This window comes from Phenylobacterium sp. (genome assembly GCF_035276905.1).
GTDB lineage: Bacteria > Pseudomonadota > Alphaproteobacteria > Caulobacterales > Caulobacteraceae > Phenylobacterium.
Genome location: NZ_DATELG010000162.1, coordinates 18,044 through 37,734 on the forward strand (window position 1 = coordinate 18,044; position 19,691 = coordinate 37,734).

The window sequence follows — 19,691 nt, forward strand, 5'->3', positions numbered from 1 at the left end:
CGCGGCCGGGATCGCTCAAGACGAATCCTCGCCGGGACCCGGCGACTTGTTCTCTGCTGCGCCAGGTGCGGCCCCTGCCCCGCGCGGGAGCGCGACGTGACCGGTGCGCTCAAGCGCGGAGCTACGCCTTGAAGCGGCACTTTCTTCTCACCAACTTGCCAGCGAGATGATTGAGACGCACGCCTGATGCCTGAGGTCACCGGCCCCCTGATCGTTGGAATTTCGACGAGAGCACTGTTCGATCTTCGGGAAGAGCACAGTGTTTTCGAAGAACAGGGCGTAGAGGCATATGCCGCGCTGCAGAGAGAGCGAGAGCAGGTGGTCCTGCCAAAGGGTACTGGGTTTGACGTCGTGGATAGATTGCTGGGGCTAAATCCCGCCGAAGGACCTCCGTTGGTTCAGGTGGTCCTTATCTCCCGTAATTCTCCGGATCTATCCCTTCGCGCGTTCCATTCGATCGCCGAATACGGCCTGGGTATTAAACACGGCAGCTTTGTCAGCGGACGTCCGGCTGGACCGTTAGTGCAGGCGTGGTCAGTCGACTTGTTTCTATCGAACGAAGAAGGTGATGTGCGGATGGCCGCCGACGCGGGGACGGCCGCTGCAAGGCTGCATCCCCCGCCGGAACGGGCCGCCCTCGCGCCAGAGGACGAGGTCCGCATCGCCTTCGATGGGGACGCCGTGCTCTTCGATGCAGCATCAGATGAGATCTATAAGGCCCACGGCCTGGACGCCTTTCTGGCACACGAGCGTGCGAACGCTCACGTGCCGATGAACCGGGGGCCCTTTGGCCATTTCCTGAGAAAATTGGCGGCGGTTAGGGGCCAGGTGATGCGAGACGACGGATCCAGCCGCGTCCGGCTCGCACTGGTAACGGCTCGAAATGCACCAGCGCACGAGCGCGTCGTTCTCACCTTCCGAGAGTGGGGAACGCCCTTCGATGAAGCCCACTTCGTGGGGCATCATATCAAGGCTCCATTCGTAGAGGCATTCGGAGCCCACATCTTCTTCGACGATCAGGAGAAGCATGTGCTCGGCGCCCGAGGCGTAGCGCCAGCAGGCCATGTTCCCGGCCCACACGCTCCTGATGAATTGATCGTTCCCGCGGCGAAATAGGTGCCGCTTTTTATGCGCACCCGTCAGCGCCAACTCAACTCTACACGCCTTCCTTTTTGTACTTCGACCACATGACGGTCGCCGCCATAGGGGTCATGCCGCACTTGATCGCAGCAGCGTCGGAGGTTGGAAATTCCGGGAGGTGGTTCGCCGACATCAAGAGCGCACCAGCAAAGGTATCGGCCTGCCATTCGGCGTCGCAGTAAATCGGTGAAGCGTCATCGCGCACCCTCGCCATCGTTATCTGCCGATGCATCAGGAAGTGCCCGAACTCGTGGCATGCAGTAAACCTATCACGACCTATGTCATTCCAAGCTCCCTCGTAAACATCCTCTCGGAGCTTTATGCAATTTTCTCCCGCAATTACCAATCCCTCCTCAGAACCCATCTCTTCTTTGCTGCATGGATCTACATAAAATCCATCAAAGAAACGCTGGAGCCGAAACTCTAGAACATCCATAATAGGGAAATATATTTCATCAGAATTGACGAAGGTGGCGCGTACTTGTTCGGCAAAAGTCCAGAGAGCCTTCGTGGAGGCAGGGGCGACCATCAGCCCTTTCCGGCGCCGCCTAAACGGGGTCTCGCCGGTTGTAGATTTGAAGACCTTTTGCTTAATCTCTTCCAATAGCTCCGGCGGGAGTTCATCAAGCTGGCGGGCAAAGGCCGCGACCAACTCTCGTTGCGGCCCCCGCAAACCGTCCACATCCACCGCGCTTCGGCTTCGGTCGGCAGCCTTCTGAAGCTCGACGGCCTCGTCGGGGGTCAGCTTCATCACCTCGCAAACGGACTGGACGTATCCGGACGGGATGGGGCGCTTTCCCGTCTCGACCGCGGAGACGAACGACGAGCTAAGGTTGAGCAGACTTGCAAGGTCCAGAAGGCGCAAGCCTTTGTCCAAACGTAGCTTTCTGGTTGCGATGCCGAAGGGTGTGATCATGTGTTCCTCCGCGCGCGAGCATACTCTGAATCGCAATCTCGCATCAAATCGTCGTTTTCGGCAGGAAATCATCCAACATGGTTGACTCCGTCCGCCACAGCCGCCACCTTCACCTTGTCGAGCCAGGGCGAGTCGACCCTGAAAGGAGAGAGCGAAATGTCAGATCGGTTCTTTATCGAGCGGCGTGAGGACGGGCAGTACAAAGTCTTGAAACCCAACGCCCACCGGGCGAGCGCGGTAACCCCGACCCAGGCCGAGGCAATCGCCAGGGCCAAGGCCCTGAACCCTGAGGCCACCATCCACGTCGAGCGCGTGCGGAGCGTCGGCCCGGGCCGCGACAAGTGGCGCACATAAGCGCCAGGCTTACACCCGCGCGAGGTCCCGCAGATCGGAGCGCGGTCTAGGGCCGCGTAGTGACGCACAATCAAGAAAGGAGCGCGGCCCATGGCCGAGCATAGTGACAAGGGCCCCGGAGGGGGTGGCGGCAACGATAAGACGGTCACGATCATCGTGGAGGCGACGCCCCACGAGTGGCCGAAGAACACCGACATCACCTACGCCCAGGTGGTGACGCTGGAGTTCCCGGACTACCCCCAACACCCCGAACGCACCTATTCCGTGACTTACAAGAAGGGCAACGGGAACAAGCCGGAAGGCGTCCTGTCGCCGGGCGGGTCGGTGAAGGTGAAGGACGGGATGGAGTTCAATGTTACAGACACTGGTCAGTCGTAACGACGACATCCGGCGCCTCGTCGAGAGGGGATATGCCGTCACGTTCGACATCCCGGAAGAACTCCGCCATGGTCAGCGCGCTCAGCGCCACGCGCCAGCGCGCCCCTGGCGGCTCGTTCATCTGGCCGAAAACCAGGACCGTGCGCTCCAGCACGCCGGAGGCGGCCATGTCAGCCAAAAGCTCGTGACCCTCGCGCGAGCGCTCGCCGACGCCGGCGAAGACCGACACCCCCTCGTAGCGCGCCGCCATGGCGTGGATGAGCTCCATGACCAGCACCGTCTTGCCGACGCCGGCGCCGCCGAACATGGCCGCCTTGCCGCCCTTCGCCAGCGGCGCGAGCAGATCGACCGCCTTTACGCCGGTCTCGAAGATCTCGGTCGCTGCGCTCTGATCCTGGAGCCTGGGCGGCGCGCGGTGGACCGGCCATCTCGGGGCGTCTGCCGGAAGCGGCGCGGCCCGGTCGCAGACGTCCCCCAGCACGTTCAGCACCCGGCCTAGCGTCGCCTCGCCGACCGGCACGGTGATCGGGCCGCCCATGGCCCGGACGGGAGTCCCGCGGCTCAGGCCGTTGGTGTCTGCGAGCGCCAGCGCCCGCACGGTCGTCGGATCGACGTGGCTTTGCACCTCCGCCACAAGCGCCCGCTCGCCGCAAACGACCTGCAGGGCGTAGTTGATAGCCGGAAGCGGGGGCGGAAACCTGACGTCGAGCACCGGTCCGCGCACCGCGACGACGACGCCCTCGTTCAGACCTGCCGCCGCTGCCATGGCGTCGTTCCCTAGATCCCGAGGCAGTTCAGCAGCAATTCGGCGGGTGCGATACGACCCGGATCAAATGCGCCGCGCCTTCGGTCAGCCGGCGCCGGCGGAGCCGATGAGCGTGGACCGCCGGTCGACCCGGCCTTGACGGGGATCAAGCGCTGGCGGCTCAACTCTCCCCAATTTTCGAACCCTCGCCTTGGCTTCCCCAGGTCAGGTGAAGACAAAGTCGCCTGCGCCCAACTGGTGAACATTGGCGACCAGGATGCTGTCGCTCGCGTCGAAGGAGATCAGGGACCCCGCCACGGTGTCCTGGATGTGGCTGGCCAGATCCTGGAAGCTCGTGAAGCCAGATCCCTTCAGTTCGATGTGATCCTTGCCGGGCTCGAAATCCATGATCTGGTCCTGCCCGTTCGGAGGAGAGAAGACGAACAGGTCGGCGCCGGTACGGGCGCCCGGCGCTACGGTCTGGGCGTCCCCGTACATGGTGTCGGCGCCGGCGCCGCTGATGAGCGTGTCGTTCCCGCCCTGAGCGTGGCCGAGCAGTTCGAGCCCGTCACCGTAGAGGGGGTTCTGAAAGCCGCCGTAGAGCACGTCGTCGCCGCCCTGCGCATGATCGTTGAGAGTCCTGGCGTCCCCATAGCCTCCGGTGTCGAGGGTGTCGGCCCCGCCGTGCGCGAACCCGCTCATGGTCTCGGCGTCGCCGTACATGGCGAAGGGGCCAGGGGCGCTGCCGGACAGGCTGTCGTTTCCGCCCTGCGCATGCCCATCCATCGTCAGGGCGTCGCCATGAAAAGCGATCGTTCCGCTGGTCGCCCCGCCGGTCAGGGTGTCGCCGCCCCCGATCGCATGGCCGGTCATCGACTCGGCGTCGCCATAGAGCACGACATTGCCGTGGCCAGCCGAGCCGGTGAGGCTGTCGTTTCCGCCCTGGGCGTGACCGCTCATCGTCTTGGCGTCACCATAGCCAGTTGCCTGGGCGAATGTCGCGGCGACCGAGATTTGATCATTCCCACCCAGAGCGTGACCATTCATCTCGAGGGCGTCGCCGTAGGCGACCGGATTGGCGCCGTTGGCCCCGCCCGCCCGCAGCGTGTCGTCGCCGCCGACGGCATGCTTCGTCATCGTCAGGGCGTCGCCGATGACCGTCGGATCGCCAAACGTGGCGTTGGGGAGCAGGTTGGTGAGGCTGTCGTCGCCGCCACGCGCGTGGTCGAGCAGGGCGGCGGCGTCGCCCACCAGGATGGGCGACGGCTTAGTCGTCTGGGATGTCTGATCGAACGACTGAGTGATCGTCTGGGCGCCCGCCTGCTTGTGGTCTCCCAAATTTCCGGAGGTGTCGCCGAACATGTAGGACATCGGCCAGCTCCTGTTGCATGGCGAGCCGCCAAGACAACCGACCGGAGTCGCTTTCGTTGCGGCCGGTCCAGGGCGTACGCCCAGGCCTTGGCGACGGCGCAGCACCCCCTGGATCAGGGGTAAATCGCAGGAGGCGCATCCACGCACCGCACACGACGGCGACGACGACCGCAGCGGCCAGGACCGGCGCCGGCGGCTGCGTCATCCGGAAGATCGCCTCGAGCCAGGGCGCCTCCAACGCCAGGGCCAGCGCGATGACCGCCGCGGCCGCGATGACCCAATAGGCGAGGCGATGGCGAGCGAACAGTTTCCCGCCGGGCGCAACGGAGTCGCTAAGCGCCAGGGCGAGGTTGCCAACCACCAAAGTGAGGAACGCCGCGCCGCGCGCCTGCGTCTCCGGGCCGGTCTGCAGCGCCCAGAGATAGAAACCCAAGGTCCCGGCCAAGATGCTCGCGCCCTGGAGCAGCGCCGCGCCGAGCTGGCGAGCCCCGAACAGCGACTCGTCGGCGCGCCGCGGCGGCCGGCTCATGGCGGCGGCGTCGCTGGGCTCGCCTTCGAAGGCCAGCGCGCAGATTGGGTCGATGGCGAGCTCGAGCAGGACGACATGCATCGGATAGAGGATCGGCGGCAGGCCGAGCAGGAGGGGGACCAGGGCGACGCCAGCGATCGGCACGTGGATGGCGGTGACATAGATCAGCGCACGACGGAGGTTGTCGAAGATCCGCCGGCCCAACCGCACCCCGGCGACGATCGAGGGGAAGCTGTCGTCGAGCAGCACCAGGTCGGCGGCTTCGCGGGCGACATCCGTCCCCTTCTGACCCATGGCGACGCCGATGTGAGCGGCTTCCAGCGCCGGTGCGTCGTTGACCCCGTCGCCGGTCATGGCCACGACCTCGCCGTCGGCTTTCAGGCCTTCGACGATCAGCAGCTTCTGCTCCGGCGCGATGCGGGCGAAGACGTTCACCTCGCGCAGCTGCTCGCGCAGGCTCGGGAACGGAAGATCCGCCAGCGCCGGCCCTTGCAGGACGCCGCCGCTGGCGTCGAGGCCCGCCTGGCGGGCGATGGCCAGCGCGGTGGCCGGATGATCGCCAGTGATCATCACGATGCGCACGCCGGCTCGGCGCGCCTCGGCCAGAGCGCGGGGCGCCTCCGCGCGGATCGGGTCACGGAAGCCGATGATCCCTTCGAATTGAAAGGCCGCCGCTTCAGGAGTCTCGGGGAACCCGTCCGTCGTCGGGCAGGCGGCGACGGCCAGGACGCGCAGCCCCGCCTTGGCGAAGCGCGCGACAGCTTTCATGAGCCGGTCGGCCTCCGCCGCTTCGAGACGGCACAGCTTGATGATCGCTTCTGGGGCGCCCTTGGCGGCCGCCAATCGCGCGGTGTCGGACATCCGCCAGAGCTGGGTGATCGCATGCAAGCCTGCGCTTAGCGGCCAGGTCCGCTCCGGTTCGGAGTCTGTCGGCCTCAGCTGGATCGGCGAGGCCGCACGCTCGCGGATCGCCCGGTCCATCGGATCGACCGGACGCACCGCCGAGGCGAGGGCGCCCACCTCCAGAAGCCGTTGCGCAGACGGGCTCAGCGCGTCCACCTCCGAGGGCGTTTCGAGCTCGGTCTCGCGCCCCTCGCGCCCCTCGCGCCACAGGCGGGCGACGCGCATCCGGTTCTCGGTCAAGGTTCTGGTCTTGTCGACGCACAGCACGGTGGCGCTGCCGAGCGCCTCGATCACAGCGCTGCGCCGAACGAGCACCTTTTCCTTGGCGAGCCTCCAGGCGCCCAGGGCCATGAACACCGCCAGGACCATCGGAAACTCTTCCGGAACCAGGGCGATGGCTACGGTGACGCCGTAGAGCAGGCCATCGACCCAGTCGTGGCGAAGCAGCCCGTAGACGACGGCGATCAAGCCGCAGAAGCCGAGGGCGACGCCGCCCAGCAGAGACACCAGGCGCCCGGCGGACTTCTGAAGCGGCGTCGGCTCGGCGGCGATGGACGCCAGCGACGCACCGATCCGGCCGAGCGCCGTGCGGGCTCCGGTTCGGCCGACCCGCACCACGCCCTGGCCACGCACGACGAGGGTCCCGGAGAAGACATGCGGCGTGACCTGCCAGTGCGGCTGGGCTTCGGGATCGAACCCCTGACCGCGTTCGGCCAGGCGCTTGACCACCGGCGCCGACTCCCCGGTGAGGGCGGATTCGTCCAGGCTGAGGACGTCCCCCGCCACGAGGAGGCCGTCAGCCGGCAAGCGGTCGCCCTCGCCCATCAGGATGATGTCTTCCGGAACGAGGTCTCGCGCCGGCAAAGTCACGGCCGCGCCGTCGCGCACCACCTTCACCGTCGGTTGGCCGAGCTCGCGCAGGGCGGCCAGGGCGCGCTCGCTGCGGGCCTCCTGGGCGATGACGAGGCCAATCGAGGTCGCCGCGGCCGCGACCAGGAACAGGCCCTCGCCGATGTCGCCCACGATCAGGTAGAGGATTGCCGCGCCGAACATCAGCAGGAACATCGGCTCGCGCAGAGTCTCGAACACGATCGTCACGACGCTGCGTCCGCCCGGCGAAGGCAGCTCGTTGGGGCCGAACTCGGCAAGCCGCCGCGCGGCTTCGGCGCTTGTCAGGCCGCCAAGGCCACGAGGATCAGCCTTGTCGCTGGCGTCGGCCATGCTCGCTCCTGCACGCGCCATTCCTAAACGCGCCCGCCGCGCGGACCTTGACCTGGGGCAAGGCCGAAACCCATTGCCGCGCCGCCGCCCCGGGGCGCGTCGGCTTACAGCATCGTTGAACCACTTCGTTCCGAGCGCTAATTTGCAGCGGCCGGGCCGATGCGGGTCGCCCGGACACAGACGCCAAGCGTCCAAGAACCCGCTCTTTGGTCACGCCGTTCGGGCGTGGGCCTTGGAGCGCGCGTGTGGACCGGCCGCCCTCGACCAAGATCGCCTTATCGCCGCGGAGCGGAATTTCCCTCTGCGACTGCGCGCTGGCGCTCGCCCTGTCGCTCGGCGCGATCTCGCCACGCTTGGCTCTCGGGCTTCTCCCGGCTGGCGGCGCACGCACGAGGACCTGACGATGAACCTGCGAGCCCCTCTTCTCACCATGGTCGCGGCGCTGCTGGCGTGCGCCCCAGCCGTCGCTGCGCCGGACTGGACCGCTGTCGGAAAGGCGCTCGGTAAGGACGGCGCGATGCAGCCCGGGGGAATCTACAAGGTCTCGCTCCCGCGCACTGACCTGAAGGTCACCCTCGACGGCGTGCCGCTGAAGGCGGGGTTTGCATTGGGGTCCTGGGTGGCGTTCGAGCCCATGGGCGACGAGGCCATGGTCATGGGCGACCTGGTGCTCACGCAGGCCGAGGTGAACCCGGTCCTCTCGCGCCTCGAGCAGGAAGGGTTCGCGGTCACCGGCCTGCACAACCACCTGCTGAGGTCGCAACCGGCGACCATGTACATGCACGTGGAGGCCCATGGCGACCCGGTGAAGCTCGCCCGCGCGCTGCACGCCGCCCTGTCGTTCAGCAAGACGCCGTTCGCAGCTGCGCCCGCCACGGGTGCGGCCCCGAACATCGGTCTCGACGTGGCTGCGATCGACCGGGCGCTAGGCGCCGAGGGCAAGGTCAACGGCGGCGTGCTGCAGTACAGCTTTCCGCGCAAGGATCAGATCAGCGCCGGCGGCATGGCCGTGCCCCCCGCAATGGGCGCCGCCACGGCCGTGAATTTCCAGCCGGCCGGGTCCGGTCGGGCGGCCACGACCGGCGATTTCGTCCTGATCGCCAGCGAGGTGAATCCGGTCATCAAGACGCTCAGGGCGCACGGGATCGAGGTCAGCGCCCTGCACAACCACATGCTCGATGACGAGCCTCGGCTGTTCTTCATGCACTTCTGGGCCACGGGCGACGCCGCTGCCCTGGCCCATGGTCTTTCGGCCGCCGTCCGGCAGACGAACAGTCAATGACCACGCCGCCACGCATCGCCATCGTCTGAGCGGCGAATGCGCCGCCGCAGGCGCGACGTGAATTGCGCCCTGCCTAACGAGTCGCGCGCCAGGCCACGTAACCAGCCGCCGCGATCACCATGAATGCAAACCCCCGCCGCGCCGTCCTGGCGTGACCTTTCAGCCTCTGCGCCACGGGCGTTCCGATGAGGGCGCCAAGGCCGCCGCCGGCGACAAGGGCGGCGAACACGGGCCAGTTCACCAGGCCGGACGCCGCATAGCTCGCGCTGGTGGCCGCGCCGAACAGGACGACGGACACCAGGGAGGCCGCCGCGGCATGGGCCAAGGTCATGCCGGTCGCCGCCATCAGGCCCGGTACGATCAGGAACCCTCCGCCGATCCCGAAGAAGCCCGCCGCAAGGCCCGTCATCAGGCCGAGCGGGGCGAGCCGCATCACCAGGGTCTGGTTTATCCGCACGGCCGGATCACCTTCGGCCTTTTTCGGCAGCAGCATGGAGGCGCCGACGAGGGCCATGGCGGCCGCGAACCACAGGAGCAGCCGGTGGCCGTCCACCTGCTTGGCGATCTCGGCGCCGATCAGGGAGCCCGTGAGCCCGGCTGCGCCGAACACCAGGGCGCACGGCCACTTCACCTGGCCGGCGCGGGCCTGGCCGCCGAGCGCGACCAGCGCATTCAGGCTCACCGCCGCCGCCGAGGTGCCGATCGCGACATGGGGGTCACGCACGCCGACGACGTAGATCAGCAGCGGCGTCGCCAGCACCGAGCCGCCGCCGCCGAACACCGCGAGCAGCAGGCCGATCAAGGCGCCGCCCGCGGTGGCGGCCAGATAGGACCAGACGTCGAGCGGCATCCTCACACCCGCGCGGCGCGGTTCCAGGGCGCGAGCGCCAGGAGCCTCGCCATGCCGCAGAAGCCGGTGAGGCCCGCGAAGGCGAGGCCCGCGCCGACGAAGGCCGAGAGCCCGAAGAAGGCGGGATGCGCCAGCAGGCCCAACGCCACGCCGGCCAGCACCAGTCCGCCGGCCGCGATCTGCACCTGACGCATGATCTCGATCGGCTGCTTCTTGTCTTCGGCGATGGGAAGCCCTGCCGCGGCCCAGGCGTCGACGCCGCCCTCGAGCACCAGCGCCGGGCCGTCGACCGAGTTGGCGAGCCGCTCGCAATTCGCCGCCGTGCGCATGCCGCTCTTGCAGGTGAAGATCACCTCCCCGGCGGGCTCGACCTTCAGGCCCGCCGCCTCGAGGGCCGAGAGCGGGCGCGACAGGGCGCCTGGCACATGGCGGCGGCGGAACTCGTCGGGTTCGCGGATGTCGATCAATCTCGCGCCGCGCTTGGCGATGCGTTCAGCGACCTCGGCGGGTTTCAGGGGGATCAGTGGGGCGCTCATGGCTCTGCGTCGTTCCTGTGGGACAGAAGATCTCCGCGAGCGTCGCCACCACCTTTACGGCCGCGGGGTCGGCGATCCGGTAAAAGATGGTCTGACCTTCCCGGCGCGTGGCCACGACGCCTTGGTCGCGCAGCACCGCCAGGTGCTGCGACAGCGCCGACTGTGAGAGCCCGACGCGGGGTTGGATTTGACCCACCGCAAGCTCCCCGTCGCCGAGTTGGCACAGGATCATCAGCCGCCGCTCGTTGGAGAGCGCCTTGAGCAGCTTCGCCGCCTCGGCGGCGCTCGCCTCGAACTGGCTGAGGTTGAAGTTCGCGAGATCGAACATGAGGCCTATATATGAGTTGATTCTAATTTAGCAAGTTCTTATGTAAGCGCGAGCCGAGAGGAAGCTCCGCCCATGCATCCCACCGTTCAAGCCTTCTTCGATCCCGCCACGGCGACCGCGACCTATCTGGTCTCCGATCCGGCCAGCAAGGCCGCCGCCGTCGTCGACCCCGTGCTCGACTACGAGCCCAAGGGCGCGCGGCTTTCGACCCGATCCGCCGACGCGGTGCTCGCCGCCGTCCGCGACCACGGACTGGATCTGCGCTACGTGCTGGAGACCCACGCCCACGCCGACCACCTCTCGGCGGCCGACTACATCCGCGGGCGGACCGGGGCCGCGGTCGTCATCGGCGCCCACATCACCGAGGTCCAGAAGACCTTCATTCCCCGCTTCGAGGCCTATGACGTCACCCCCGACGGGGCCGCCTTCGACCGGCTGGTCCACGACGGCGAGCGCTTCGAGCTCGGCGAGCTACGCATCGAGGTCCTGCACACGCCTGGACACACCCCGGCTTGCGTGACCTACCGGATCGGCGACGCGGCCTTCGTCGGCGACACCCTTTTCATGCCCGACTATGGGACCGCCCGCGCCGACTTCCCGGGCGGCGACGCAGCTGCGCTCTACCGCTCGATCCGCAAGATCCTGTCCTTACCGCCTGAGACGCGCCTCTTCGTCGGCCACGACTACCTGCCAGAGCACGGGCGCACGGAGCACCGCTGGGAAAGCACGGTGGCCGACGAGGCCGCCGCCAACGTGCACGCGCACACAGGCGTCACCGAGGCGGACTTCGTCGCCCGCCGCCAGGCGCGCGACGCGACCCTTCCGCCGCCGGTCCTGCTGCTCCCGTCCCTGCAGGTGAACATCCGCGCGGGCGCTTTGCCTCCGCCGACAGCGGAGGGCCGCGTCTTCCTGCGCCTGCCGGTGACCTGGACCTGAGCCGGAACACGACGGATGAGACCCGGTAAGCCTTCTCGCGCGGTGAAGCTCGGGCTCGGCGAGAACTGGCCGCAGTTCGTCTTGCTGATGCTGGTCAACGCCTTCGTGGGCGGCATGGTGGGCCTGGAGCGCACGGTCGTGCCGCTGATCGGCCGCGAAGAGTTCCACATCACCTCCACGACTCTGGTGACCGCCTTCATCGTGAGCTTCGGTGTGGTGAAGGCCTTTGCCAATCTGCTCACCGGGCATCTGGCGGATGTTCACGGGCGCAAGGCTCTGCTCGTGATCGGCTGGCTGATCGGCGTTCCCGTCCCTTTCATGATCGGCTGGGGCCCGAGCTGGGGCTGGATCGTCGCGGCGAACGTGCTGCTCGGGATCAACCAGGGCCTCGCCTGGTCGACGACCGTGATCATGAAGGTGGACCTGGTCGGGCCGAACTCGCGCGGGCTCGCCGTCGGCCTCAACGAGTTCGCGGGCTATCTGGCCGTCGGGGTGACCGCCTTCCTCAGCGGCTACATCGCCCAGCGTCATGGGCTGCGGCCAGCGCCCTTTTACCTCGGGATAGTCTATGTGGCGCTCGGCCTGGCTCTGTCGAGCTTCCTGGTGCGCGACACGCGGGGCTACGTCGCGGCGGAGAGCTCGGTCCACCCCGAGCCCGTGAAGGAGGTGCGGTTCTGGGACGTGTTCCGGCGCACCTCCTGGGGCGACCGAAACCTGTTCGCCGCCTCCCAGGCGGGACTCGTCAACAACCTCAACGACGGCATGAGCTGGGGCCTGTTCCCGCTGTTCTTCGCCGGCTTCGGCCTCGCGGTAGAGCGCATCGGCGTCCTGAAGGCGATCTATCCGGCCGTCTGGGGCGTCGTGCAGACGCTCACCGGACCCCTGAGCGACCGCTGGGGTCGCAAGGGCCTGATCGTCAGCGGGATGTGGGTGCAAGCCGCGGGCCTGGCTGTGACCGCGCTCACTCGCACCTTCACCTGGTGGCTGCTCGGCAGCGTCCTGTTGGGCTTGGGCACGGCCATGGTCAACCCGACGCTCATCGCCTCCGTCTCGGACGCATCCCACCCGACCTGGCGCGCACGTTCCCTGGGCGTCTACCGCTTCTGGCGGGACATGGGCTATGCGATCGGGGGCCTCGCCGCGGGACTGATCGCCGACGTCCTCGGCGTGCCGGCAGCCATTGCTGGCGCAGGCCTGGTCACCTTGCTCTCGGGTTGTGTGGTGGCGATCGCCATGCGGCAAACCCCGCTGCGGCACGGTCAAGGTCGCGACTTAGGCCAGGCTTGATTTGACGCAAGGCCGGCCGCCGGGCGGCTGCGCATCCTTAGAAATCACCGCCGCAAGGAGCAAATCGATGGCCGCCGAGAAAGCTCCGCCGCCGAAACGGCATCTGGCCTTCAACATCGTCTATTTCATTTTTGTCCTGTTTTCAGTGCTGCTGATTCGCGACCTGCTGGTGGGAAGCCACGAGCAGACCATTCTCTACGGCGAATACCAGCAGCTCCTCGCGAAGGGTGCGCTCAACGAGGTGGCGGGTCCCACGCGCATCACCGGCAGCTGTGTGAAGCCGGGGCCGAACGGCGAGCCGATGTCCGGCCAGGGTGGGCTGCCTTTCGCCAAGGCGACGCTCTCCAAGGACGACATCGTCGCCATGGGCGAGCGGAAGGCGAAAGAGACGGGCCTCGCGGCGGCCGCCGCCTGAGACGGGAGACAGCAGACTTGCCAACCTTGACCTGCCTGGGCGGCGCCGGAACGGTGACCGGCTCGAAGCACCTGCTGGAGTCGAACGGCCGCCGGCTGTTGATAGACTGCGGCCTGTTCCAAGGTCTCAAGAACCTGCGCGAGCTGAACTGGGCGCCGCTTCCGGTGAAGCCATCCAGCCTCGACGCGGTGCTGCTGACCCACGCGCACCTCGACCACTCGGGGTATCTGCCCAAGCTGGTGCGCGACGGCTTCCGCGGCCCGATTCTCAGCACCGATGCGACGTTCGATGTCGCGGGTTTGATCCTGCGGGATAGCGGCAACCTGCAGGAAAGGGACGCCGAATACGCCAACCGCAAGGGGTTCTCGAAACATCATCCCGCCGTGCCGCTCTACGGCGTGCGCGACGCCGAACGCGCGCTGGAGCGGTTCGAAATCATCCCGGTGGACGAACCGGTGACGCTGCCCGGCGGCGCGAGGGCCACCTTCCGGCGCGCCGGTCATATCCTCGGCGCGGCCAGCATCGAGATCGCCTGGCAGGGCCTGACGATCGCCTTTTCCGGCGATCTCGGGCGCTACGACGATCCGGTGATGGTGGATCCGCAACCGATCCGCCACGCCGACTATGTGGTGGTGGAATCCACCTACGGCGACCGCCTCCATGAGCCTCAGGATCCGACCGAAGCCCTGGGCGAAGTCATCGAGCGTACGGTGACGCGCGGCGGCACGGTGGTCATCCCGGCCTTCGCCGTCGGCCGCGCCCAGCAACTGCTCTACCACGTGTGGAAACTCAAGCAGGCCAGCCGCTTTGGGCTCGTACCGATCTATCTCGACAGCCCGATGGCGATCGACGCCAGCGAGCTGCTTTGCGCACACCCGGACGATACCCGGCTCTCGCCCGACGTCTGCCGGGCCGCGTGCAAGGTGGCGACCTATGTCCGCGACGTCGAGGAGTCGAAAAAGGTCACCGCCAGCCCGATGCCGAAGGTGATCATCTCGGCGAGCGGAATGGCGACCGGCGGCCGCGTCCTCCACCACATCAAGGCGTATGGCCCCGACCGACGCAACACCATCCTGTTCTCGGGTTTCCAGGCCGCAGGCACCCGCGGGCGCGACATGATCCAAGGCGCGCGCGAGGTGAAGATCCATGGCGACTGGATCCCGATCCGCGCCGAGGTCGCCGACCTGCCGATGCTCTCCGCCCACGCTGACGCCAACGAGATCATGCGCTGGCTTGCCGGCTTCGAGCGGCCGCCGCGCAAGGCGTTCGTCGTCCACGGCGAGCCCGGCGCCTCTGAGGCGCTGCGGGTGCGGATCAAGCGCGAACTGGGATGGGAGGCGTCCGCTCCCCTTCAGGACCGGGTTCAAGAGCTGTGAGCGTCGCCCCTGCCTTAGGCGCCGATCACCCGCCGCACCTGCGGGCGAGGCGGCTCGGCCTGCACGCCCAGCACGAGCCGATCGTGATGATGCGGACGGACTGCCATGTCTGCCGCGCCGAAGGGCTCTCCGCACGGTCGCAGGTCCTGATCTCGGCCGGGGGTCGGCGGGCCTATGCGACCCTGTTCCAGATCGACGACTTCCTGGCTCCGGAGGAAGCCGCCCTCTCCGAGGCGGCCTGGGCGCTGTTGGGGCTGGCCGACGGCGACCTCATCAGCATCACCCACGCCCCGACCCTCGAGTCTCTCTCGCATGTCCGCCGGCGCGTCTATGGCCACCGGCTCGACGCCGCCGCCATAGAGGCGATCGTCAAGGACGTCGTCGCCGGCCGCTATGCCGACGTGCACCTCGCCGCCTTCCTCACCGCGAGCTCCGCCCTGCCCATGGACGAACAGGAGACCCGTGACCTGACGCAGGCGATGGCGGACGCCGGCGATCGGCTGACCTGGCCGGCGCCGGTCGTGATGGATAAGCATTGCATCGGCGGCCTTCCCGGCAACCGCACCACGCCGATCGTGGTCGCCATCGTGACCGCCTTCGGGCTCGTGATGCCGAAGACCTCGTCGCGCGCGATCACCTCGCCGGCCGGGACCGCCGACACCATGGAGACGCTCACGCCTGTGGAGCTCGATCTGGCGACCCTGCGCCGCGTGGTCGAGGCCGAGGGCGGCTGCATCGCCTGGGGCGGCGCGGTCCGGCTCAGCCCCGCCGACGACATCTTCATCCGGGTCGAGCGTGTCTTGGACATCGACGCCGAAGGCCAGCTCGTCGCCTCGGTGCTGTCGAAGAAGCTCGCCGCGGGCTCCACCCATGTGGTCCTCGACATTCCCGTGGGGCCGACGGCCAAGGTCCGAACGGAGGATGCCGCCCGCGCGCTCGCCGATCGCCTGCAGAGCGTGGCGGGCGCCTTCGGCCTCAGGACCCTCTGCCTGCAGACCGACGGAAGCCAGCCGGTCGGCCGCGGAATCGGACCCGCCCTGGAGGCCATCGACATCCTGGCGGTCCTGCAGAACCGGGCTGACGCGCCGCAGGACCTGCGTCGCCGCGCCTGCCAGCTCGCCGGCGCCGCGCTGGAGCTGGGCGGAGCCGCCATCCCCGGAACCGGACAAAGCGCCGCCGAGGAAGCCCTCGCGGACGGGCGCGCCTGGGCCAAGTTCCAGCGCATCTGCGAGGCTCAGGGCGGTCTGCGTACGCCCCCAAAAGCGCCGCTCGGGCAAGATCTGTGCGCCGGACGGAGCGGTCGCATCGTCCACATCAACAACCGGAAGATCGCCCGGCTCGCCAAGCTCGCCGGCGCGCCGGAGGCCAAGGCCGCAGGCCTGACGCTGCACACGCGCCTGGGCGAGGAAACGGCCGAGGGCCAGCCGCTTCTGACCGTGCACTCCGAAACGCCGGGCGAGCTGACCTATGCGCTGGACTACGCCGCGGCGAACCCGGATTTCATCGAGATCGAGGCATGAGCGGCCCGGTCATCCTCGCTCTGCCGGGCAATGAGACCCTGGCCGCCGAAATCGCCGCCGAGGCGGGGGCGCAGCTCGGAACGCTGGAAACGCGGCGCTTCCCCGACGGGGAGACCTATCTGAGGCTGCTCTCCGACGTCGCCGGCCGCGACGTCATCCTGGTCTGCACCCTCGCCGACCCGGATCCGCTAGTGCTGCGGCTGATCTTCGCCGCTCGGACGGCCCGCGAGCGCGGGGCGGCGCGCATCATCTTGGTCGCGCCCTATCTCGCCTACATGCGCCAGGACCAGGCCTTCCATGCAGGGGAAGCCGTCACTTCGGTCCAGTTCGCCGCCCTGCTCTCAGCGGAGATCGATCGCCTCGTCACCGTCGATCCGCATCTGCACCGCCACAAGGCGCTTGGCGAGATCTACGGCGTGCCCGCCGAGGCGCTGCACGCCGCCCCGCTGTTGAGCGCCTGGATCAGGACCCATGTCGCCGCACCGCTTATCGTCGGGCCGGACAGCGAGAGCGAGCAATGGGCCAGCGCCATCGCCGCGGGGGCGCCGGCGGTCGTGCTGCGCAAGAAGCGGCGCGGCGATCGCGAGGTTGAGATCGCCTTCCCGGACCTTGCGCCCTTTGCCGGCCGCCAGCCGGTCCTCGTGGACGACATCGCGTCCTCCGGGCGCACGCTGGTCATGGCTTGCCAGGGCTTGCAGCAGCGCGGGTTCCCCCAGCCCATCTGCGTGGTGGTGCACCCGCTGTTCGCCGAGAACGCTTTTGACCGGCTGCGCACGGTGTCCGCCCAGATCGTGTCGACCAACACCGTGCCGCATCCCACGAACACAATCTCGGTCGCCGCGCTCCTGGCGAGCAGCCTGCGCGATTAGTGTCCTTGTCGCTTCCGAAGTTCGTCCGAGCTCGCCACAAGCGCATGCGAACTCCGGAATCGGGACACTAGAACCAGGTCCTCAGGCCCACCACGAACTTTGTAGCCGCGGGGTCCTCGCCGGCGGCGCGGACGTAATCGGCGGTCTTGCCGACCTTCCGGTCCCAGGAGACGCCGATGTAGGGGGCGAGCTCCCGACGGATCTCGTAGCGTAGCCGAAGGCCCAGCTCGGCGTTGGACAGGCCCGAGCCGGTGCGCATCTCCGGGCTGTTCTGAGCGGCGAAGTTCAGCTCGGCGCGGGGCTGAAGGACCAGCCGCTGGGTGAGCCGGACATCATAGGTCCCTTCCGTGCGCGCCAGCACGTCGCCCTGGGTGGAGACGAACAGCGCGCCCTCGAGGTCGAACCAGAAGGGAAGGAGCGCCTGGGCGCCCACGGTGAGGTAGGTCCGCGCGCGGGGGGCGAAGTCCTGACGCACCCCGCCCTGCAGATCGACATAACGGCCGACCGCACGCGAATAGAGGGCCTGGACTTCGCCGGCATCGAGGCCTTCCCTCGCGCCGCCCTCGCCTTCCGAGCGGACCACGAGGCGGTTGATGTCGCCGCCGAACCAGGCCTGGCCGTCCCAGCGGTAGCCGTCCTGCTTTCCGCCCACCTGATATTCGAAGAGGTTCAGCATGACCTTGGAGAAGCGCATGCCGCCCATCTCCTCCCGGGCCATGGCCCGGGCGTGGGCCATCGTCTGCGGGTCGAACTCGCGATCGGCGGCGTAATCGCCGCTCCAGGGCGGCGGCGCGGGCTGGGCGGGCATGGCCATGCCGGGCGTCTGGCTGTGGTCCATCTGCTGGGCCGCCGCGGGGGCGGCCGCCAGCATGGCGGCGACGCCCACGAACACGAACCGGGTCATGCCGGCGTCTCCGCCAGCGGGCGCACGGCGAAGACCTGAAACATGCCGACGGCCATGTGGTAGAGCATATGGCAGTGGAACGCCCAGTCCCCCGCCGTGGGCGTGAAGTCCCAGCTGACCTTGCCGCCCGGCAGCACGTTGACCGTGTGCTTGCGCGGCCTGTAGCCGTCGGGTCCGTGCGCCAGTTCGAAGAAGTGGCCGTGCAGGTGGATCGGGTGGGACATCATGGTGTCGTTGACCAGGATAACCCGCGTCCGCTCGCCGGTGCGGAAGGTGTAGGGCTTCGACGTCTCGCTGTATTTGACCCCGTCGAAGCCCCACATGAACCGTTCCATGTTGCCGGTCAGGTGGATCTCAAGCGTGCGCGCCGGCGGGCGCGGATCGGGGTTGGGCTCGAGCGCGACCAGGTCCTGGTAGACCAGCACACGGTGTCCGACGCCCTCCAGCCCCTGACCCGGCTCGCCGGTGCGGTCCTGCGGCATGGGCGCGATCATCTGCACGCCGGGCCCGAGCTTCACCTGCGGCGCGTTCAGGGGATCGAGCATGGACATCTCCATGCCGGCCATCGCCCCGGCGCCCCCGCCCATGTCCATCTTGGACATGTCCATGCCCATGTCCTTCATGGTGTCGATCGGGCGTGACCGGAGCGGCGGGGCTTCGACGCGCATCCCCGGCCGCGGCGCCAGCGTCGCGCGCGCCATGCCGGAGCGGTCCACGGCTTCGGCGACGATGGCGTAGGCCTTGTCCTCGGCCGGCTGGACGATGACGTCATAGGTCTCGGCGTTGGCGATCTGGATCTCGTCCACCTCGACCGGGCGGACGAGCTGTCCGTCGGCGGCCACCACCGTCAGCTTGAGCCCGGGGATCCGCACGTCGAAGATGGTCTGCGAGCCGGCGTTGATGAACCTGAGCCTGACGCGCTCGCCCGGCTTGAAAAGGCCGGTCCAGTTGTCCTTTGGCCCATGGCCGTTGACCAGAAAGGTGAAGACCGCGCCAGTGACGTCGGAGATGTCGGTGGGATCCATCCGCATCTTGGCCCATTCGGCCCGCTCGCGCAGCGTCTGGTCCTTGCCGGCGAGAAGGCCGGCGATGGTCTGGCGCTGATAGTTGAAGACGCCACCCTCCTGCTTCAGCTTCTGCAGGACCCGGGCCGGCGGCATGAAGGTGAAGTCCGACAGCATCACCACGTGTTCGCGGTCGTAGGCGACAGGGTCGGCGCCCTTCGGATCGATGATGATCGGGGCGAACAGGCCCTCGCCCTCCTGGAACCCCGAATGGCTGTGGTACCAGTAGGCGCCGTTCTGGATGACCGGGAACTCGTAGACGAAGGTCGAGCGCGGCGCGATCCCGGGGAAGCTCACCCCCGGCGCCCCGTCCATGTGCGCGGGCGTCAGCACGCCGTGCCAGTGGATCGAGGTCTCCTCGTCCATGCGGTTCTCGACGGCGATGCGGACGCGCTGGCCTTCCTTCAGCCGCAGGAGCGGCCCCGGCAGGGCGCCGTTGATCAGCACGGCGCCGCCGGCGCGGCCATCTACCGTCCAGCGGCGCCGACTGATGGAAAGCTTGAGGTCCTCGCCGGACAGGGTCGGCATGGCGGCCACGCCCGGCGTGACGGTCTGCGCCCAGGCCGGCACGATGGCGGAGGCGGCGAGGCCGCCGCCGAGGAGCGCAGCGCTCCGCAGAATGCGCCGCCGATTGATGTCGTCCATGACGTCGTCCCAGGAGCCCGAAGCGGCAGCGCAAGCGCTGACCGGCGATGGGGATACGCTCGACCCAGCTCCGGCCCCTCACCCGAGATGAACCGCCGCTGACATTTCGCCTCAGACGCCGC

Annotated in this window: 19 protein-coding genes; 10 read left to right on the top strand and 9 right to left on the bottom strand. The window is 68.0% G+C overall.

The annotated features are described in order from the left end of the window. Nucleotides 1-186: 186 nt before the first annotated feature. Nucleotides 187-1,116, top strand: a complete 930-nt coding sequence (locus VJS38_RS07395; protein WP_324087508.1) for a 5'-nucleotidase — start codon at nucleotides 187-189, stop codon at nucleotides 1,114-1,116. Between the two features lie 40 nt (nucleotides 1,117-1,156). On the opposite strand, the gene VJS38_RS07400 is transcribed toward VJS38_RS07395, so the two are convergent. Further along, nucleotides 1,157-2,056, bottom strand: coding sequence for an ImmA/IrrE family metallo-endopeptidase (locus VJS38_RS07400; protein ID WP_324087509.1), 900 nt, complete (start codon nucleotides 2,054-2,056; stop codon nucleotides 1,157-1,159). Between the two features lie 156 nt (nucleotides 2,057-2,212). Between VJS38_RS07400 and VJS38_RS07405 the strand changes: the two genes are divergently transcribed. Beyond that, nucleotides 2,213-2,410 carry a DUF2188 domain-containing protein gene (locus VJS38_RS07405; protein WP_324087510.1) on the top strand — a complete coding sequence of 66 codons (198 nt, stop codon included), beginning with the start codon at nucleotides 2,213-2,215 and terminating at the stop codon, nucleotides 2,408-2,410. A gap of 90 nt (nucleotides 2,411-2,500) precedes the next feature. Further along, nucleotides 2,501-2,788 (top strand): multiubiquitin domain-containing protein, encoded by a 288-nt coding sequence (locus VJS38_RS07410; protein WP_324087511.1) that lies wholly within the window; start codon nucleotides 2,501-2,503, stop codon nucleotides 2,786-2,788. On the opposite strand, the gene VJS38_RS07415 is transcribed toward VJS38_RS07410, so the two are convergent. The 3 genes from VJS38_RS07415 to VJS38_RS07425 all read right to left on the bottom strand — a co-directional run bounded on the left by VJS38_RS07415 (nucleotide 2,766) and on the right by VJS38_RS07425 (nucleotide 7,557). Beyond that, nucleotides 2,766-3,554, bottom strand: coding sequence for a hypothetical protein (locus VJS38_RS07415; protein ID WP_324087512.1), 789 nt, complete (start codon nucleotides 3,552-3,554; stop codon nucleotides 2,766-2,768). The two genes, VJS38_RS07410 and VJS38_RS07415, sit on opposite strands and share 23 nt — an antisense overlap. Nucleotides 3,555-3,758: 204 nt before the next feature. Next, nucleotides 3,759-4,904 (bottom strand): M10 family metallopeptidase C-terminal domain-containing protein, encoded by a 1,146-nt coding sequence (locus VJS38_RS07420; protein ID WP_324087513.1) that lies wholly within the window; start codon nucleotides 4,902-4,904, stop codon nucleotides 3,759-3,761. Continuing rightward, nucleotides 4,801-7,557 carry an HAD-IC family P-type ATPase gene (locus VJS38_RS07425; protein ID WP_324087514.1) on the bottom strand — a complete coding sequence of 919 codons (2,757 nt, stop codon included), beginning with the start codon at nucleotides 7,555-7,557 and terminating at the stop codon, nucleotides 4,801-4,803. Before VJS38_RS07425 ends, VJS38_RS07420 begins: the two co-directional genes overlap by 104 nt. 403 nt (nucleotides 7,558-7,960) lie before the next feature. Here VJS38_RS07425 and VJS38_RS07430 point away from each other — a divergent pair, with 403 nt between their 5' ends. Further along, nucleotides 7,961-8,839 (top strand): DUF1259 domain-containing protein, encoded by an 879-nt coding sequence (locus tag VJS38_RS07430; protein WP_324087515.1) that lies wholly within the window; start codon nucleotides 7,961-7,963, stop codon nucleotides 8,837-8,839. A gap of 73 nt (nucleotides 8,840-8,912) precedes the next feature. Here the strand turns inward: VJS38_RS07430 and VJS38_RS07435 are convergent, their stop codons facing one another. From VJS38_RS07435 to VJS38_RS07445, 3 genes are read right to left on the bottom strand one after another with little or no spacing between them, the layout of a single operon-like run. Next, complete coding sequence (locus VJS38_RS07435) at nucleotides 8,913-9,689, bottom strand: sulfite exporter TauE/SafE family protein (RefSeq protein WP_324087516.1); 777 nt, start codon at nucleotides 9,687-9,689, stop codon at nucleotides 8,913-8,915. Nucleotides 9,690-9,691: 2 nt separating this feature from the next. Continuing rightward, nucleotides 9,692-10,225 carry a rhodanese family protein gene (locus VJS38_RS07440; RefSeq protein ID WP_324087517.1) on the bottom strand — a complete coding sequence of 178 codons (534 nt, stop codon included), beginning with the start codon at nucleotides 10,223-10,225 and terminating at the stop codon, nucleotides 9,692-9,694. Then, nucleotides 10,182-10,553: a metalloregulator ArsR/SmtB family transcription factor gene (locus tag VJS38_RS07445; RefSeq protein ID WP_324087518.1), complete on the bottom strand. Its 372-nt coding sequence runs from the start codon at nucleotides 10,551-10,553 to the stop codon at nucleotides 10,182-10,184. The genes VJS38_RS07440 and VJS38_RS07445 overlap by 44 nt, the downstream gene beginning before the upstream one ends. Before the next feature lie 72 nt (nucleotides 10,554-10,625). Here VJS38_RS07445 and VJS38_RS07450 point away from each other — a divergent pair, with 72 nt between their 5' ends. The 6 genes from VJS38_RS07450 to VJS38_RS07475 all read left to right on the top strand — a co-directional run bounded on the left by VJS38_RS07450 (nucleotide 10,626) and on the right by VJS38_RS07475 (nucleotide 16,956). Next, nucleotides 10,626-11,489, top strand: a complete 864-nt coding sequence (locus VJS38_RS07450) for an MBL fold metallo-hydrolase (RefSeq protein ID WP_324087519.1) — start codon at nucleotides 10,626-10,628, stop codon at nucleotides 11,487-11,489. A gap of 15 nt (nucleotides 11,490-11,504) precedes the next feature. Beyond that, entirely contained in the window at nucleotides 11,505-12,776 is a 1,272-nt protein-coding gene (locus VJS38_RS07455; protein ID WP_324087520.1) for an MFS transporter, read from the top strand. A gap of 67 nt (nucleotides 12,777-12,843) precedes the next feature. Then, entirely contained in the window at nucleotides 12,844-13,191 is a 348-nt protein-coding gene (locus VJS38_RS07460) for a hypothetical protein (RefSeq protein WP_324087521.1), read from the top strand. 17 nt (nucleotides 13,192-13,208) lie between these two features. Continuing rightward, on the top strand, nucleotides 13,209-14,567 hold the full coding sequence (locus VJS38_RS07465; RefSeq protein ID WP_324087522.1) for an MBL fold metallo-hydrolase: 1,359 nt from the start codon (nucleotides 13,209-13,211) through the stop codon (nucleotides 14,565-14,567). Next, nucleotides 14,564-16,087, top strand: coding sequence for a thymidine phosphorylase family protein (locus VJS38_RS07470; protein WP_324087523.1), 1,524 nt, complete (start codon nucleotides 14,564-14,566; stop codon nucleotides 16,085-16,087). Before VJS38_RS07465 ends, VJS38_RS07470 begins: the two co-directional genes overlap by 4 nt. Then, nucleotides 16,084-16,956: a ribose-phosphate diphosphokinase gene (locus VJS38_RS07475; RefSeq protein WP_324087524.1), complete on the top strand. Its 873-nt coding sequence runs from the start codon at nucleotides 16,084-16,086 to the stop codon at nucleotides 16,954-16,956. The genes VJS38_RS07470 and VJS38_RS07475 overlap by 4 nt, the downstream gene beginning before the upstream one ends. A gap of 67 nt (nucleotides 16,957-17,023) precedes the next feature. On the opposite strand, the gene VJS38_RS07480 is transcribed toward VJS38_RS07475, so the two are convergent. Both VJS38_RS07480 and VJS38_RS07485 read right to left on the bottom strand, forming a co-directional pair. Next, nucleotides 17,024-17,860 carry a copper resistance protein B gene (locus VJS38_RS07480; protein WP_324087525.1) on the bottom strand — a complete coding sequence of 279 codons (837 nt, stop codon included), beginning with the start codon at nucleotides 17,858-17,860 and terminating at the stop codon, nucleotides 17,024-17,026. After that, a complete protein-coding gene (locus VJS38_RS07485) occupies nucleotides 17,857-19,569 on the bottom strand; it encodes a copper resistance system multicopper oxidase (protein WP_324087526.1) in 1,713 nt (570 codons plus the stop codon). The genes VJS38_RS07480 and VJS38_RS07485 overlap by 4 nt, the downstream gene beginning before the upstream one ends. Nucleotides 19,570-19,691: the final 122 nt, after the last annotated feature.